13 protein-coding genes and 1 pseudogene are annotated in these 15,902 nt (G+C 41.0%); 7 read left to right on the top strand and 7 right to left on the bottom strand.

The features are described from left to right. Positions 1–203 precede the first annotated feature (203 nt). Both ACM0OZ_RS17870 and ACM0OZ_RS17865 read right to left on the bottom strand, forming a co-directional pair. Positions 204–326, bottom strand: coding sequence for a hypothetical protein (locus tag ACM0OZ_RS17870; protein WP_414584169.1), 123 nt, complete (start codon positions 324–326; stop codon positions 204–206). Positions 327–342: 16 nt separating this feature from the next. After that, positions 343–627: a hypothetical protein gene (locus tag ACM0OZ_RS17865; RefSeq protein WP_414584168.1), complete on the bottom strand. Its 285-nt coding sequence runs from the start codon at positions 625–627 to the stop codon at positions 343–345. Positions 628–1,469: 842 nt separating this feature from the next. Here ACM0OZ_RS17865 and ACM0OZ_RS17860 point away from each other — a divergent pair. Both ACM0OZ_RS17860 and wecB read left to right on the top strand, forming a co-directional pair. Further along, a complete protein-coding gene (locus ACM0OZ_RS17860) occupies positions 1,470–1,847 on the top strand; it encodes a hypothetical protein (protein WP_414584167.1) in 378 nt (125 codons plus the stop codon). A 168-nt stretch (positions 1,848–2,015) separates the two neighbouring features. Continuing rightward, positions 2,016–3,131: a non-hydrolyzing UDP-N-acetylglucosamine 2-epimerase gene (wecB, locus tag ACM0OZ_RS17855; protein WP_414584166.1), complete on the top strand. Its 1,116-nt coding sequence runs from the start codon at positions 2,016–2,018 to the stop codon at positions 3,129–3,131. Between the two features lie 367 nt (positions 3,132–3,498). Here the strand turns inward: wecB and ACM0OZ_RS17850 are convergent, their stop codons facing one another. Continuing rightward, positions 3,499–4,866, bottom strand: coding sequence for an NAD(P)/FAD-dependent oxidoreductase (locus ACM0OZ_RS17850; protein WP_414584165.1), 1,368 nt, complete (start codon positions 4,864–4,866; stop codon positions 3,499–3,501). A 543-nt stretch (positions 4,867–5,409) separates the two neighbouring features. Here ACM0OZ_RS17850 and ACM0OZ_RS17845 point away from each other — a divergent pair. Next, a pseudogene (locus tag ACM0OZ_RS17845) lies at positions 5,410–5,833 on the top strand (sensor histidine kinase); the annotation flags it as partial. Here ACM0OZ_RS17845 and ACM0OZ_RS17840 read toward each other — a convergent pair. The 4 genes from ACM0OZ_RS17840 to ACM0OZ_RS17825 all read right to left on the bottom strand — a co-directional run bounded on the left by ACM0OZ_RS17840 (position 5,814) and on the right by ACM0OZ_RS17825 (position 10,301). Next, positions 5,814–7,070, bottom strand: coding sequence for a peptidoglycan-binding protein (locus ACM0OZ_RS17840; RefSeq protein WP_414584164.1), 1,257 nt, complete (start codon positions 7,068–7,070; stop codon positions 5,814–5,816). The pseudogene ACM0OZ_RS17845 and the gene ACM0OZ_RS17840 sit on opposite strands and share 20 nt — an antisense overlap. Before the next feature lie 587 nt (positions 7,071–7,657). Then, positions 7,658–7,960 carry a zinc ribbon domain-containing protein gene (locus ACM0OZ_RS17835; RefSeq protein WP_414584163.1) on the bottom strand — a complete coding sequence of 101 codons (303 nt, stop codon included), beginning with the start codon at positions 7,958–7,960 and terminating at the stop codon, positions 7,658–7,660. A gap of 86 nt (positions 7,961–8,046) precedes the next feature. Then, positions 8,047–8,637 (bottom strand): peptidoglycan-binding protein, encoded by a 591-nt coding sequence (locus tag ACM0OZ_RS17830; protein WP_414584162.1) that lies wholly within the window; start codon positions 8,635–8,637, stop codon positions 8,047–8,049. Between the two features lie 725 nt (positions 8,638–9,362). Beyond that, positions 9,363–10,301 carry a M23 family metallopeptidase gene (locus ACM0OZ_RS17825; RefSeq protein ID WP_414584161.1) on the bottom strand — a complete coding sequence of 313 codons (939 nt, stop codon included), beginning with the start codon at positions 10,299–10,301 and terminating at the stop codon, positions 9,363–9,365. Between the two features lie 547 nt (positions 10,302–10,848). Between ACM0OZ_RS17825 and ACM0OZ_RS17820 the strand changes: the two genes are divergently transcribed. From ACM0OZ_RS17820 to ACM0OZ_RS17805, 4 genes are all read left to right on the top strand, one after another. Further along, positions 10,849–10,977, top strand: coding sequence for a hypothetical protein (locus ACM0OZ_RS17820; protein WP_414584160.1), 129 nt, complete (start codon positions 10,849–10,851; stop codon positions 10,975–10,977). A 995-nt stretch (positions 10,978–11,972) separates the two neighbouring features. Further along, entirely contained in the window at positions 11,973–13,145 is a 1,173-nt protein-coding gene (locus ACM0OZ_RS17815) for an acyltransferase family protein (RefSeq protein WP_414584159.1), read from the top strand. Positions 13,146–13,301: 156 nt separating this feature from the next. Further along, positions 13,302–14,549, top strand: coding sequence for an acyltransferase family protein (locus ACM0OZ_RS17810; RefSeq protein WP_414584158.1), 1,248 nt, complete (start codon positions 13,302–13,304; stop codon positions 14,547–14,549). 202 nt (positions 14,550–14,751) lie between these two features. Next, positions 14,752–15,744 carry a glycosyltransferase family 8 protein gene (locus ACM0OZ_RS17805; RefSeq protein WP_414584157.1) on the top strand — a complete coding sequence of 331 codons (993 nt, stop codon included), beginning with the start codon at positions 14,752–14,754 and terminating at the stop codon, positions 15,742–15,744. Positions 15,745–15,902: the final 158 nt, after the last annotated feature.

Below are 15,902 nucleotides of genomic sequence, written 5' to 3'. Positions count from 1 at the left end.
TTGAACCAGTTGTTGTTCTGTGAGTTAAGTACCTCTTTTTGCAACACTCACAAGATACCTCTGATTTCAAGTAATTTTATATACTATTTCTCGTTGGTGCGTGGCGCTACATAGATTATTGATTTGAGATAATATATTTTCGTTGCGTCACACACCCTACATTCTTTATTAGAAGAAACAGCTACGATATCATTGGCTTTCTCTTAGATTCCCATCAACACAGTAGCAAGTGCGGTTAATCCTTCTTGATCGCTGAAGTAACTGATGTGATCGCAACCAACTTGATGAATTTGAGGTTGGGGAATGCGATCGCGTTTCAGCCCCACGAGAGCCAGCTTGTAATCAAGCTTCTGCTAAGCGCAAGTAGAACGACCAAGAATGTCGAGATTGACCAGCGTCAGAGCGATTCTTCTTGCTCTGTTTCATGGTGTCTCGGCATCCTTCTAAGTCCTCAATAGCTACATCAGCTTCGTGGAACTGAGCGAAACGAACGATACGACGGGAGATGGTATGATTAACCGCTTCCATCCATCGCTGTTCTTTCTTGTTCCATTTTTTAAGCGCTCTAAACTTTCTGGCTTCTTGAAGTTGCTTGCGACGTTTTTGGAAGTATCTGCGACGATGCATGACTTCCTTGCCGCTATGAAACGTGCGTTAGCGAAGCGGGACGTAGTCCGGGGGAAATTTTCATCCCCATACCTCTCATGCGAGGGACATTCAATTTCCCCCTCGCGCTCCCCCGATTTTGGTAAGTTATTTCTCTGTACCGAATCAGTAAGTTTTTGTAGTCTTAATAAAGAGTTACTCTATTTTAGATAAGTTAATATTGACATTTAAAAAATCAATTATTTATTTTATTTATAAGTTATCCAGTTTTGCAATTCTTCTACATAATTTTGAGATGCTCATTAATTTTTGTTAGGAAATAAAATGCGTTCCCCCTAGGATCCCCACGTAAGCGCAAAGCGCACACTGAGCGCAGAGGGTGCCGCAGGCATACGTGTTGGCGCAGCCTGTCCGTAAGCCCTGCGGGCAGGCTCCTTCATGTGCGCAGCCTGCCCGCAGGGCTTAGGACATAGTGGGGATTAGGGGCGGGGAAGAAAGAGGTTTGTCGAACTCACGTCTGTTCAAGAGCATTGGTGAATTATGAGAAACGCCCTAGAGTTTGCAAAGAAATGTTAAGCATACGAGAAGTAAACTTGTTGAAATAAACCTTAAGAGTGATTGCTTTTAGCTTATATACCTGAAGGTAGATGCGAGAAACAAGTTTTCTATCAGAATATTCACTAGATTGAATCCCATAATTGCGAAAGATTAACTGTAAAGTTTATTAAATAAATGCTCATCTTCTCAGTTGGTTTTTATATACTGAACTACTAATCGTTGATCCCGCTCATGATGAGCTAGACATTTCTGAATTTAAGTTTTTGTTTCGTTTGTTTTGTATTTGGAGAATTGGAGAAAAAGTTATGGCTTTGTCTCAAACGTCTAATCTAGGGAAGACCTACTCATTGTTGATGATCAAAAGTTTTTTAATATGGACTTTTACATTGGCAGTATGCTTACTGGTTGTCGGTTTTCCTTTAGTTGTTTTGATGGCTACGGTCGGATGTCTGTTGTCAATTGTTTTGGAATCGGTGATGCCTGTTAGTGCGGTTTTGCTTGTTGCAGGTGGTTTAATCATGTTTAATGTGATGGCAGTTGTGATGGCTGCCGGAGTGCTAACTCTTAAAGGAGTCCATCCCAAGGAAGTCCAATGGTTGAGTTGGCTGCATGGAGAAGCAGAAAATATGAAAACGACTACCGTTTACGCTGCTTGTCCGTTAACTTGTGAAATTGAACCGTAACCATCCTGCTTAATTCGACAAACAGTACATCTGCCCGGTTAAGCCGGGTTTTTTCATGCTTTATGAGTCAAGAGTCTAAAATCCATAGTCAAAAGTTTCAGGCTATTGACCATTGACTATGAATTATTAATTGTTAACTATTGACTATTGACCCTTGACTAATGACTCATGACTAAAAAGCAAATTTACATTATATTGGGTACGCGTCCGGAAGCAATCAAACTAGCTCCGGTCATTCAGGTTTTCCAAAACTCCTCAAGTCTTGACACTCAAGTGATTCTCACAGGACAGCATCGCGAGATGGTTGAGCAAGTGATGCGGCTGTTCAACCTCAAAGCTGATCATGACTTGGAGATTATGCAGCCAAAGCAATCTCTTAGTGATATTACCTGCCGCAGTTTACGAGGTTTGGAAGAATTATTCCAACAGAGTCAGCCAGATTTAGTGCTCGTGCAGGGAGATACAACAACGGCTTTTGCCGCGACTTTGGCTGCATTTTACCAAAAAATTCCTGTAGGACATGTAGAAGCTGGATTAAGAACAGATGACCTATTTAATCCTTATCCAGAAGAAGCCAACAGACGGCTGATTTCTCAACTCACTCAATTGCACTTTGCGCCAACTGCTTTAGCGGTGGAAAATCTACAACGTTCTGGCGTTTTGGGTGAAATTCACCTGACAGGTAACACAGTGATTGATGCCTTGTTAACTGTGGCTGCAAGCGTTCCTGTTTGTGATATACCTGGGTTGGAATGGGGGAAATATCGTGTCTTGCTGGCAACAGTTCACCGTCGTGAAAATTGGGGAGAACCGCTGCATGATATTGCCCAAGCCTTTTTGCGCGTGTTGGATAAATTTCCTGATACAGCGTTGCTTTTACCATTGCACCGTAATCCCACAGTGCGAGAACCGTTGCAAGCACTATTGGGGAATCATCCTCGAATTTTTTTAACCGAACCATTAGATTATGCTCAACTGGTGGGAGCAATTATGCGATCGCACCTTTTGCTGACTGACTCCGGTGGCTTGCAGGAAGAAGCACCCAGCCTGGGAAAACCAGTTTTGGTCTTGAGAGAAACCACAGAAAGACCCGAAGCAGTAAATGCGGGTACAGCTCAACTTGTGGGAACTCAACCAGAGAAAATATTCACGACTACTGAGAAATTGCTATCTGACTTAACTGCTTATGAAACGATGGCAAACGCAATTAATCCCTTTGGGGATGGTCATGCAGCAAAGCGAATTTTGCAAATTGTGCAAAATTACTTTGGGCTTTGCTTATAAAACTCATACGGCTTCAGGTAAAACTTTTGGCAGTTTGTCCACTAATTTAATTAAGACATGAGCTACTGAACAAAAAAACAAGGAGGAGCATGAGCAGAAACACAGCAATAAAGTTGGAAGGAACAACAAGAAAAACAAAATAATCCCTTTAATTGTTGAAGCGTAAGGTATAGTACAAGCCCCGATGGTCAAATCTATTTTGTTGCTCATGCACCTGTTGCTACTCCATCATCTCAACCTACCGCTTCTCCTTGTCCTAGCCAAAATTAGGGGATAGGGTTTATAGTTCTGTTACATACTAAAATTAGTAGAAAAAGCCTATAAATGAAAATAGTTTGTATAGATTTTTAGTGAAGTATCCATCTTTTCAAACTCCTACCTTGTAAGCTTTTTGCACTTTTCTAGTGGTCGAAGGAACATCGTTGGTAACAGTTTTCGCTTCTTCAAAAGCTTCTCGACCTGTAATCAATCTAGAGCGACGACTACGAGTGAGATAATTCCATGCCCACTGAAATACTACTAGTAATTTAGTATCGAACTCGATTAAGAAGTAGATATGAACGACTAACCAAAATATCCAAGCAAGGAAACCTTGGAGTTTGATAAAGCTTAAATCTACAACAGCTAAATTTTTGCCAATCATCGCCAAACTACCTACGTCATTGTAACGAAATTGTGGTAGTGTTTGACCTTGAAGGCGTTTTTTAATGAGTTTAGCTACATACTCTCCTTCTTGTTTGGCTACGGGTGCAACACCAGGTAAGGGTTTTCCATCTTGATGAGAGAAGTTGCCTAAATCTCCGATGACAAAGATGTTTTTATAACCCTTAATCGTCAAGTCTGGTTCTACAATTACACGTCCGGAGCGATCGCACTCTACACCTGTGCGGTTTGCTAAAACTTGCCCCAAAGAGGAACCTTTCACACCTGCTGCCCATAATATAGTTTTTGAGGCAATTTCTTGAACTTGATCACCTTGCTTGAAAGTAACGATATCATTTTCAATATTTGTCACTCTGGTATTAGTTTGGGTATCCACACCCAACTTTTGCAAAGATTGTTTTGCTACTTCTGATAACTGTGGTGCCATATGAGGGAGGATGCGATCGCCACCTTGCAATAATAAAATCTTAGTTTCTGTGGTGTCGATGTTGCGGAAATCTTCGTTGAGAGTTTTGTATGCCAATTCTGAGATCGCACCTGCTAACTCTACACCAGTGGGACCCGCTCCGACAATCACAAAAGTCAACCAAGCACGGCGTAGTTCGGGATCAGTTTCTTTTTCTGCTGCTTCAAATGCCGAAAATATCCGGCGACGTATTTCTATGGCGTCTTCAACAATTTTCAAGCCTGGAGCCAATGGTCTCCAGTTATCGTGACCATAATAAGAATGGTTAGCACCTGTAGCAACAACTAATGTATCGTAGGGTATTGTTCTATCACGCAGAATAACTTCTTTGCTTTCTGGATCAATATCATTTACTTCTCCCAACAACACTTTTGTATTCTTACTTTTTCTGAATACAGCTCGTAATGGTGAAGAGATATCAGCAGGTGATAGCGTACCTGTCGCAACTTGATATAAAAGCGGCTGAAATAAATGAAAGTTACGTTTATCGATGAGAGTAACATTGACATTCGCTTTGGCAAGAGTCTTTGCTGTATACAGTCCACCAAAGCCTCCACCAATGATTACAACGTGATGTAATGCATTATTCTCATGTACAACTACCATAATAACTATTTCCTTTCGTTAAGGGATTGTAAACTTTCTTAACAAAGATCTAGCAAAATTAGAATAAAGGCTGCTGTTTATTTGTGGCATTTGAAGAAATACTAAAAGTAGTCTAAAGTACAGCAATTAAAGCAGAAAGTTGATAAACGCGGGCGTGTAAATCTGAGACAGATCTGACTTTTCATGGGATGTGGAAAAGAGAAAGTGGTTCGCGAATTATGTTCGCGAATCAAGGATTATTGTTTTTTGGAAAAATTGGAACCATAATCTTGCCGTCAACCAAAAATGGAATCATAAGCTTGCCATTACGGCAAGCTTATGATTCCACCGACATTTAACTATACGGTTTAGTTTGCCCCTAGTGACAGCCTCGCTAGTTCTATGCCAGATAGGAGGATGTGCGATCGCTCTTTGCGTGCCCTGCATAGCATTGGCACGGAGTGGGAGCCGGAAAGCTCCCGACTTTTTTAGGACTTACGCAGTAATAACGGAAAAACGTAGACGCGTACCCGAAGGGAACGCTGGCGCAAGAGCGACATGCCGCAGGCTACCGCAATTGACTTAGATTTTTTGATCATAGACATACCAAAATTGCTGTCTTCTATGAATGTAGGAGCCGATCGCATACGCGAAATTGTTCGTTAAAACGCAAAATTTCTCCCGTCATGACCAAGCCCAAATGAAGGCGGTGGATATTCATGAGGGACGTGTTGCCATTAGCATTGCTGATAATGGACCTGGAATGAAGCCAGAAGTAAAAGAGCGGCTCTTTGAACCGTTTTTTACTACCAAACCCGCTGGTGTCGGAACAGGCTTAGGATTATTAATTAGTTATCAAATTGTTGTTGAAAAACATGGTGGTCAACTGCTCTGTTTTAGCGAATTGGGTCAAAGTACTGAATTTGTCATTGAAATTCCAATATGTCACTTCAAGAGCTTCTTGGCAATTAACGACCACCAACACTAATACCAGAATACCCAGGATAATCTCGATAATACGATCTGGTAGTCATATTTTCCAATCCCAGATAACTCAGCGTTTGGGGTCCAGCGACTCCATTTGCAGGCAACCCGAGACTTGCTTGGAAGTTTCTGACTGCTCTTTCTGTAGCCGTATTATAGTATCCAGTCACCCGTACGTTACCTAAAGCTCTCTGAAGTTCTGCCACAGCCTCACCTCTAGAACCTCTTCTGAGAGTGAGGGTACCGCTATTGCCATAATTAGCAGAAGGATACTGAGGATCATATACAGATGGACGGGTGGCAAAAGTCCCTAACCCCAGAGAACTGAGAGTTTCTGAATCAGCAACTCCAGTTGGACGCAAGCCTCTTCTTGCCTGGAAGTTTCTCACTGCTCTTTCTGTCGCTGTATCATAGTATCCAGTTACCCGTACATTACCCAAAACTCTCTGAAGTTGTCTGACAGCCTCGCCTCGAGAAGCTGGTCTGAGAGTTATGTCGTCATAATAAGCAGTAGGATATGGAGTATATTCTACTGGTGGTCTGGTAGCAAAATCCCCCAACCCCAGATAACTAAGAGTTTGCGGTCCAGCCACTCCATCAGCAAGCAAGCCGTTTCTTCCTTGGACATTTCTGACTGCTGTTTCAGTTAACGAACCATAGTATCCAGTTACTGGTACATTACCCAAAACTCTCTGAAGTTGTCTGACAGCCTCACCTCGAGAACCTCTTCTTAAAGTGACGCTACCACCAATGCCATTATCAGCAGTAGATCTTGTTGGAGTCAGGCGATTGCGCGGAGCGCAGTGCCCTAAAGCGCAATCGCCAATACCGCGATCATTCGTATATCCCCCATCGGAACTCGTGTTAATCCAATTGGCAGCAACGTAATTACCTGTAGACAACCGAGCAAATCCATTTCTATATCCTACAACCCGTGGCAACTGTGAGCCATTAGAGTAACATCTCACAGAGCGATAGTAGGTGCTTGGACCTGTACGGACATTCAGACAGTTGCCGTTTGTCCTAACAAAGTACCTACCTGCACCAGAGTAAGCTGCCCATCCTGCTTGGGTTTGAGCTATAATTGCCAACGAGGAACTGATGATAGCGAAAGTTAACTTAGCAGATTTAAAATATTTGTGCCAATTGAATCTCAGCTTAAACTCAGGAAGAGAGAATTCGGTATCTGCAGTTACTTTTGCGTAGCTGCTATCCATGAGAGAATAAGCAAGATATTCCACAATATCCTCCTTGTTGTTAACTTTAATTTATTTCTTATCGTGTAGACTTCACATGGCTAGTTCCGCATTCCGGAAAATAGCAAAGATATTGAGATGGGGATTAAAATCCCCATAGCCCTGACGGGACGCTCTTGCAACGGGTTTCATCCCCATCCATAAATGGAGGGGCTTTCACCCTTTGACTTTCGGTAAGGTTTTTCTTTGCTTTTCCCTAAATTTTGTCTAAGAGGATGTTTGAGAAGTATCAAATATTTTAGTTGATCCCCCCTAGCCCCCCTTTTTAACAGTGAACAGTGAACAGTAAACAGTTATCAGTTAAATACGAGTGGTCGCGGGTCCCCCACCAAGAGCACCTCAGGCGTTGGTGGCGCTTCTTTATCCCCCACCATACGCCTGGCTGACTGATAACTGATAACTGATAACTGATAACTGATTTAAGGGGGATTTAGGGGGAGCATCAATAAATTTTGGTACAATACGACACTTTCCAAACATCCTCTAAAATATATCTTTTTTTTAGTGTTCTCTAAGAAATTTTGACAGGCTCTAGAGCCAAATCAAAAATTAAAAAAAATTTCATTTTTTTTTCAAAAACAAAAATCCCTGCCTATTTTTTGCCCCAAACAGACAGGGAAAAACCATTTATCCAGAGAAATAACAGTGCCGCTAACAGCTTCTAGCCCTTCATTCCTTATGTTCAATGCTGCATTACCATCACGATCATGATGAGTATTACATGATGGGCAATACCATTCACGTACGTCGAGCGTTAACTTATCAAGAACATGACTGCAACATGAACACGTTTTGGAGCTAGGGAAGAACCTACCTATTTCTACTAGTTGACCGTCTTTTTGTTTCAACTTGTAGTCCAGGAAGTTAACAAACATTCCCCAACCCACATCGGATATTGACTAAGCTCGTGCTTTCGGTTCCGTACCAGTTCCTTCACAATTTCTGAGTGAAAGCTTACCTATTAATAAAGTCCCAAAGCACCTTGCGTTTCTGGTCCAGCGATTCCATCCACACGTAAACCATTTCTTAGCTGGTAGTTCCGGACTGCACTTCGCGTCCCCGAACCGTAATATCCAGTAGGTGCGACTCCCAGAATTCTTTGAAGTCTTGCAACAGCCGAACCTTCAGAACCCAAACCTAAAGTGGTAGGACCGCCAACACCAGGACCAGGAGTGTACCCTGTCCCTGGTCTGTTGCTAATCCAATTGGCAGCAACGTAATAACCATTGGATAGCCTAGCAAATCCATTCCTGTATCCTACGACTCGTGGAAGCCGTGAGCCATTACGGTAAGCTGTAACAGGAGCATAATTTGCGCTAGGACCTGTGCGAACAGTGAGATCACTGCCGTTTGTCCTGACATAATAGTTGCTTCCTGGACCGTAGTATGCTGCTGAGGCTGTTTGAGCCTGAGCTAAAATTGCAACCAACGCACCGATGCTCGCAAAAGTTAACCAAGCAGATTTGAAATTTCTGTTCCAGTTAAGTTTCAGTTTAATTTCTGGAAGGCTAAACTCCGTATCTTTAGTTGCCTCTGCGTAGGCACTATCCATGAGAGAATAAGCAAGATATTCCACAGTAAGCTCCTTTATACTGGAAAATTCACCAATATCAAAGGGCAGAAGCCCCCAAATTCTATTTATGCGGATCAAGCCCTTAGGGAAATTTATTTCCCTTCTGGCTTATCCGAAAACCCCGTTGCCGGGAACTCCTAAGAGTAATGTTTGCCTCTCCCAAGGGGAGACGCTCTTGCAACGACTTTGTTTAGATCCGGTACTTTCCGAACGACACTGGTTTATTCCCTGTAACCCTGTTTAATCGGCCAGTTTTAGAGCTTGGAACGCTCAAGCATTGTCCTCGGTAAGAACTTAAACGCTTAATCTAAACGATTAGTCTGGTCAGGTAGCAGTATCCTGCAAGCCCCTAGCTTCTAGCTATGGGCTTTGCTCTCAACTAGAAAACCCTGACGAATGCAGAGTTTTACTTCGTTTTTCTCTGAATTTGGTCTAATGTAACTTAGACTACCCTTAATCGTAAAGGATTTTTACCTAGAACATGATTAAGAAAAAATAATTTTTCAAAAAAAATCCGGATAAACACGATTGCTGTTGAAAATACAAGGGCTGAACTTACGGCGATCGCTTCCAGCGGGGCTTTGCCCCGGAGCGTCTTGACCGGGCTTCCCCCATCGCCGAGGGGGTACTCTGTGTCATTGCATAAAGCGCCGCGCCCTTACGGAAATTACATTTGTAGTATTCGTAAGGGCAGATAGCCAACTTTACTGTTGAAACTGCTTTGAAGTGGAAAAAGTATCAGAACGCACTTGCTGACCATTGCGCCAAACTTCCACCTTGTCAGGGCTAACGAGGTAGGAGAAACTACCATTCTCTGCACGATACTGAGAACTGCCAACACTCCAAGCTGGGACACGTACAGGCTGGTTTGGGTCTTGCTTTAATTGTCCGATGTAAAACAGCTGACCATTTTCCTGACAAACTTTGACCAAGACATTTGCTGTTTCACCTTCAATCACTGTAGTGCCATTGCATTTAGTATCAGTTATTACAGAGCCGCCGACAGCCACTGGAATTGGTTGCGAAGGTGAAACTTGCTGCTGTTTCTCTGCTGGCGAGACTTGGCTGATTGATTGACTTGCAAGGGAAGCCACAGAAGCAGGGCTTGTCATCTGGTGTTGTGGGATTTTTCCTGCAATTAAAGACGGTAATGCAGTCATCGGATCAACGGCAAAACGATGATTTTTACGAACTTCAAAGTGTAGGTGAGGTGCCGTACTATTACCTGTAGACCCCATGGAAGAAATAACTTGACCTTGGCTCACCTGTTGACCCTGTTTCACCAACAAGCGACTATTATGACCGTAAACTGTGATACTGCCATCGGTATGCTTAATAACTACGACATTGCCTAATCCCCATTCGTTCCAACCTGCTTTGACTACTGTACCGGATGCGGCAGCAATAATAGGAGTCCCAGATGCTCCTGCGATATCAATTCCTTCATGTTGATATCTGCGAAAACCTTGAGAAAGCATCCCTTGAGTGGGCCAAATCAAGTTAGAAGGAAGAGATTTTTGTGGAGTATTGGACTTTTGTGCTGTCTGAGTCAAAACCTGCGTACTTGTACTTATCACAGCAGTTAAAGACGTTAACCCTATTAAGCCATACGTACATATTTGAGAAACAGTAACTTTTTTCATCAGTTAAAGCCCATTAGAAAAATGGTTTAGGATGTCTTTGGTTATTTGCTGTTACAGTGTTAAGCCTGGAATATCAGGAGTGTCATCTGGATAAATTCGCAACTATGCCTACTATTGGATAACGAAGAGGAAATTTTCTGTAAAAGTACCAGAAGACTGAAATCGCTTGCACTCTCGTAACAGTTTCAGTTCTTGTGCCTTTTGTCAATCAGTTAATGTACTTAAATAGCTCTAGATATCATGGTGTGCTCAAAGCACTACAAAAGTCTCTCCCCAAGCTCGATTTCTCGCCTTTTCCCACTCCCCATTTGACAACAGTGTAGTTTTCTTAACCTGTCACCAGTAAACTCTAATACGCTTCTTTTTTTGAAGAGAATCCTTAGTTAATTTGTTTGAAAAATGATTTCATCAAAAGTTTATAATCTTTTGTCAAAAGTCTACAAAGATTTTACAAAGATTTTGATTATTACTTATAAAGTAAGGGTAATAGACTGTTTACATAGCTATTAAGGCGAACTCGTTAAAATGTAAATCATTTTTGTACATCATGTTTACAATAACAGACTCTAAAAACTGGCTCCAAGAAAGCCGTTATAGTAGTCGGGGAAGTGTGTATTTATTCGCTCCGATGGTCAACTTCAATGTTATGGCTGAAGTTGGCGATACTCCACCCTGATGTACTTGTCATGAGTTGGGAATAATACGAGAAATTCAATAATTATATCTTGATGAAAGTAAGGAAATTTCACTTCTCGATTGGAATAGGTGAAAGAGATATAATTTATTGAAATAACTGTTGGCACAACTTCATAAAATAGGCAGTTAAACCATCTGCTCATCGATAGTTATATTTTGCTCGATGACGTGGCGGAGTCATGGTATTTAGTTGTGAATCAGTTCCGAAGATGGAAGTAGTATCTCGGATTTCCAACAAATGTGAATTTTCAATCTTGAATATTGAATACTAACCACAATATTTGCTTGTGAGCAAATCAATATGGCTCAGATAAAGTTAAATCTCCTTTAACTTTGCCTTGCAAAGGGGGAAAATGTAGCCCCTTTGAAAAGTGTGTTAGGGAATTTTTAAAGATTAATATCACTAACTGAACCGTATTGGTGAGCAATAGCATATTGTTGCGAACAAGACATCTGTTGTACAGCTAAAATTAGCAATTAAATAACATCTGCATTGAATATTTCCTCTGATTAGATCTATTTCCTAATTTGAGAAAATATGCATGATCCATCTGATTTTGTGTTATGAATCTGCTATAAAAAATACAGATTTATAAATTTAGCTGGCACGAGCAGAATGCCGAAAGTTTTTGTAAATCTTTCAGACAAGTATTGCTCTATATAGCTATGAATAACCAACTTTTGTTTCCGAAATAAAGGGAATTTCTGAATTTTTATGGACTAATTTCTTAAGAGCTATGTTGCTGTGGCTGTTTTTACATGAGTCATCATAAACCGGAACATAAAGGAACTTGTGAGGTCTACATAATCTTATGACTGAATTCCATAAAGCCATATGGAATCTATTTACTAGAATGGTGTAGAAAATGTTAAGAAATTATTATAAATGAGGATGGTTAATTATTACTTAAACTTCAATACTACTGCTAAAAAAAGCACAAAATATCTTAAGTAAAAACAGTAGGAAAGAACCTAATGACTAAAGAAATAACAAAAGCTTATGATAAGAAACCCCATCTTCGCTACTTAGATGGGTTACGTGGAATTGCAGCTCTATATGTGGTACTTGTTCACATTGAACCATCGATAGGAGAGCAAGTACCTGCATTGTTGGAATTATTTACGAAAACACTGAAATATGGTCGCATTAGTGTTGTCATTTTCATTGTACTTTCTGGCTATGTTTTGATGTTGCCGGTAGTCCGTAGCGGTTATGTTTCAGGAGGTTTACTTGGTTACATTAAGCGGCGATCGCGACGAATTTTGCCCCCTTTTTATGCTGCTCTTTTTTTCTGCCTGTTTCTAGCGGCAATAATATTTGCACTAGAGCAATTTACCAGTTTCCAGTGGGATAAAGTTGCAGGCGCAGGTCCATTTTCTCCAAAATTTTCCTTGATTGATGTCTTGTGTCACCTGCTACTCATTCACAATCTCAGCCCTCAGACATATATGTCTATTAATCCACCAATGTGGACTGTTGCAACGGAGTGGCAGTTATACTTTTTTCTTCCATTGTTATTGCTACCTATTTGGCGGCGTTTCGGACTGGCTTCAGTTGTCATCGCTGCATTTTTAATTGGAATAGCACCCTTGTATCTCCTGAATGGATTGTTTGAAACAGCTAGTCCTTGGTTTCTCGGCTTATTTGCCTTAGGGATGGCAGCAGCAGATATTGGATTCTCTGAAAAACGCAATCTTATCGCAATGAGGAAATCGTTACCGTGGCGTGCGCTTGCCATTGCATTTACTTGTGTTGGTTTTTTAACAGAATGGCGAAAACTGGGATTAGATATATGGATTAATGAAAGTTTTTTTGGTCTTGCAGCTGCTTGTCTATTTATTGACAGCACTGAGTCTGTAATTAATGGTAAAAAGCCACGATTTATTGTGCGCCTATTTGAGCATCCTTGGGCGATCGCACTTGGAACATTTTCTTACAGTCTGTATCTGATTCACGGACCAGTGTTAGTCCTCGTGCGTTACTTCCTTTTTAGCCTGCGATTGTCTCCAGCGATGTTTGCGGTGATGTCTTACGTGGCGGGTGTGACAATTTCTGTACTAGTTGCCTATCTGTTTTACTTAGTTTTTGAGCGACCATTCATGTCGGGTTTCTTAAAAGCGCGCAAAGTCAAAGACCCTGTAATGTAACAGAAAACAAGGTATAACCTAACTTTTTATGACAAATTTTAATACTTAGAGTTTATTTGCTGCACGGTTGATCTGGTATTTTGTTGTCAGACTATTCACCTTCATCTTCATCCCATAACCCCTATTCCTTAGGTGAACAAAGGAAAAGGGAAACTCGTGAACAGGTATCTACCATTAGGAGGTTGTATTGTGGTCAATTCCGAGGTGCAGAAAAATACTTCCGAAGCGCGATTGCCTGTCCTCGGCTTGCTAGATTTTTGTAAAGGTTTGGCAATTGTTTGGATAGTTCTGATTCATTGGAGACCAGAATGGTTTGGTTGGCAAGGGGTTCATGTCTTTATTGTGTTAAGTGGATTTGGACTCACCTATTCCTCTCTCAAAAGAGATTCAGACATCTCGTGGAAGAAATGGTATGTGAAGCGGTTCAGAAAAGTTCTACCCCCATATTGGATGGTTTGCCTTTGGGGATACCTGATCCTGGCTTGTGTTTACCTGTTTGAAGGTCGCAATCTGCTTCAGGCACTTTCATTACCCTTGGATGTCTTACTCAAGAATGCCCTACTCCTTGACTTGACTTTGTTGAACCCCACTGTCGAAGTTGAGCCTAATGGGTCATTGTGGTTTATTCCTTTCATTGTTAGTTTTTACCTAGCCTTTCCCTGGTTGTATCAGCTGATCGCTAAACACAAAACCGTGAGAGTTGTGCTGTTTGCCCTTTTGGTGGCAATCATAGTTGAGTTTGTCTATAGAGGTATTGCACTTTACTGGTTAGATGGTCGTCCTATCGGATACGCACATTATTCCAAACTGTTTCCAGTGCTAGGTGTACCACTCGATAAACTTCCAACCGAGTTTCGATTCCAGCACGAATATGCCTTTAACTTTTTTCCATCAAGACTCGGTGAGTTTGCGATTGGTATGGTAGCAGCTGTTGCTCTGGTGCGAAACTCTTCCATCTTTCATAAAGTACTCTTAAATCCTTGGATGGGTGTTGTGGGATTCCTCATCTGGCTAGCTGGTAATGCCTTGATATATCAAGGCTTTTGGGGGTGGGTTTTTGCTGATTTTGTAATTGCCGTGGGTATTATTATGTGGTTTGTCAACCTTGGTTCACTTCTCCAGAAAAAGTTGCCTGCCTTTTTTTCCAAAATGAGTCAGTTAGGTGTCTGGTCTTATTACATTTTTTTGACTCACTATCTCTTAGTTTTTATCACCCAAAAGATGGATGACATCTTGACACCTTTGTTCAACAATTCACCGATTGGGATTAAAGTTTTGCGGGTTTCTCTTTTCGGAGCCATCATAGTCGGAACCTGGATAACTTCCAGAATACTACAACGGTTTGATCGCTCTCAATTTTCAGATTTGATGATTCAACAAACTTTTGCAAAAGTTTTGAGGTGATGTGTTTGATAACAAATTATTTCTCTTGCTAGCAAATTGATGTCGTTAAGGTATTAAATAGGTGTTTTTTTTAGCTAATGTCTTTTACGTACTTACGTGGTTCAAGGATAGTTGAAGTCATTTTATAAACTAATCCTTCCGTTTTACTTGGCAGACATCACCAGAGTAAAATTTATTTTTTCCGAAAAACAAATAATGTGTTATGAATAAAGCTTTAAAGTCCGATGATTTACGAATGAATAGGATGGAGCTTATGTCTGTTCAGTCTGATATTCAACCAATTGTTCTTGTCTGTGCTGCAGATAATAACTATGCAATGCCACTTGCTGTTACAGTTTCTTCAGCAGTTGCAAACCTGAGCAAAAATCGCAAAATAGCCTTATTCGTTCTAGATGGGGGAATTAGCGAGTTTAATAAAGGTAAGATTACAAAATCGCTTAACCCAGAACAAATTAGTGTTTCCTGGGTCAAACCAGATAACGCACTCTTTGACAATCTTGTATTAACTAGACATCTAACAGTTACTTGCTATTATCGACTTCTCATTACTGAATTTGTACCGAAAGAATTTGATAAGGCAATTTATCTAGATACCGATATGGTAGTGACAGGAGATTTAGCAGAGTTATGGGACATTGACATTGAAGATAATTATGTATTAGCAGTTCAGGATGACGTAGAGTTAAATATAGGGATGTCCGAGGGTTTAAGAAACTATAAAGAGCTAGGTATTTCTCCAGATGAGAAATACTTTAATTCCGGGCTTTTAGTCATTAATATGAAAAAATGGCGAGATGAGAATATAGGTCAAAAAGTCATCGAATATGTAAAACAAAATAGAGAATATGTGCGTAACGATCAGGATGGTCTCAACGCAGTGCTTGCAGGGAAATGGGGAGAGCTTCACCCGAAATGGAATATAATGCCAAAAATCTATGAGTATAAATCATGGCAAGATAGTCCCTTAGCACCAGAAGTCTATAATGAACTGCTTCAGAATCCTTGCGTTATTCACTATACGAATTCTCCTAAACCCTGGTATGCAGGATTGAAAGAGGAATGTAAACACCCTAAAAAACATTTGTTCTTTCAATATCTTGACATCACAGCTTGGTCAGGATGGCGGGATACTTACTGGAGACGGCTTTGGAGAAAATTTATGAAAGTCACTTCACTAACTACAGCCAAGCTTTAACAGTTACCAGTTATCAGTTACCAGTTACCAGTTATCAGTTTTATCGTTGGGGGAAACACCACACCAAGAGCACCGAAAGCGTTGGTGCGCTGTAACACCACACCATACGCACTGCGGCTGGTACTGTTCACTGTTCACTGATTTAAAAAGGTCGCGTA

It is taken from the genome of Scytonema sp. PCC 10023 (assembly GCF_963920835.1).
Taxonomy (GTDB): domain Bacteria; phylum Cyanobacteriota; class Cyanobacteriia; order Cyanobacteriales; family Nostocaceae; genus Kalymmatonema.
The sequence above is the reverse complement of the archived record's forward strand: the minus strand, read 5'-3'. Positions and strand labels throughout refer to the sequence as shown.

Excerpts from the sequence above, each read along its gene's own strand:
- ACM0OZ_RS17865 (WP_414584168.1), bottom strand. The coding sequence starts at position 627 with ATGCATCGTCGCAGATACTTCCAAAAACGTCGCAAGCAACTTCAAGAA.
- ACM0OZ_RS17860 (WP_414584167.1), top strand. The coding sequence starts at position 1,470 with ATGGCTTTGTCTCAAACGTCTAATCTAGGGAAGACCTACTCATTGTTG.
- wecB (WP_414584166.1), top strand. The coding sequence starts at position 2,016 with ATGACTAAAAAGCAAATTTACATTATATTGGGTACGCGTCCGGAAGCA.
- ACM0OZ_RS17850 (WP_414584165.1), bottom strand. The coding sequence starts at position 4,866 with ATGGTAGTTGTACATGAGAATAATGCATTACATCACGTTGTAATCATT.
- ACM0OZ_RS17835 (WP_414584163.1), bottom strand. The coding sequence starts at position 7,960 with ATGTTTGTTAACTTCCTGGACTACAAGTTGAAACAAAAAGACGGTCAA.
- ACM0OZ_RS17830 (WP_414584162.1), bottom strand. The coding sequence starts at position 8,637 with ATGGATAGTGCCTACGCAGAGGCAACTAAAGATACGGAGTTTAGCCTT.
- ACM0OZ_RS17825 (WP_414584161.1), bottom strand. The coding sequence starts at position 10,301 with ATGAAAAAAGTTACTGTTTCTCAAATATGTACGTATGGCTTAATAGGG.
- ACM0OZ_RS17820 (WP_414584160.1), top strand. The coding sequence starts at position 10,849 with ATGTTTACAATAACAGACTCTAAAAACTGGCTCCAAGAAAGCCGTTAT.
- ACM0OZ_RS17815 (WP_414584159.1), top strand. The coding sequence starts at position 11,973 with ATGACTAAAGAAATAACAAAAGCTTATGATAAGAAACCCCATCTTCGC.
- ACM0OZ_RS17805 (WP_414584157.1), top strand. The coding sequence starts at position 14,752 with ATGAATAAAGCTTTAAAGTCCGATGATTTACGAATGAATAGGATGGAG.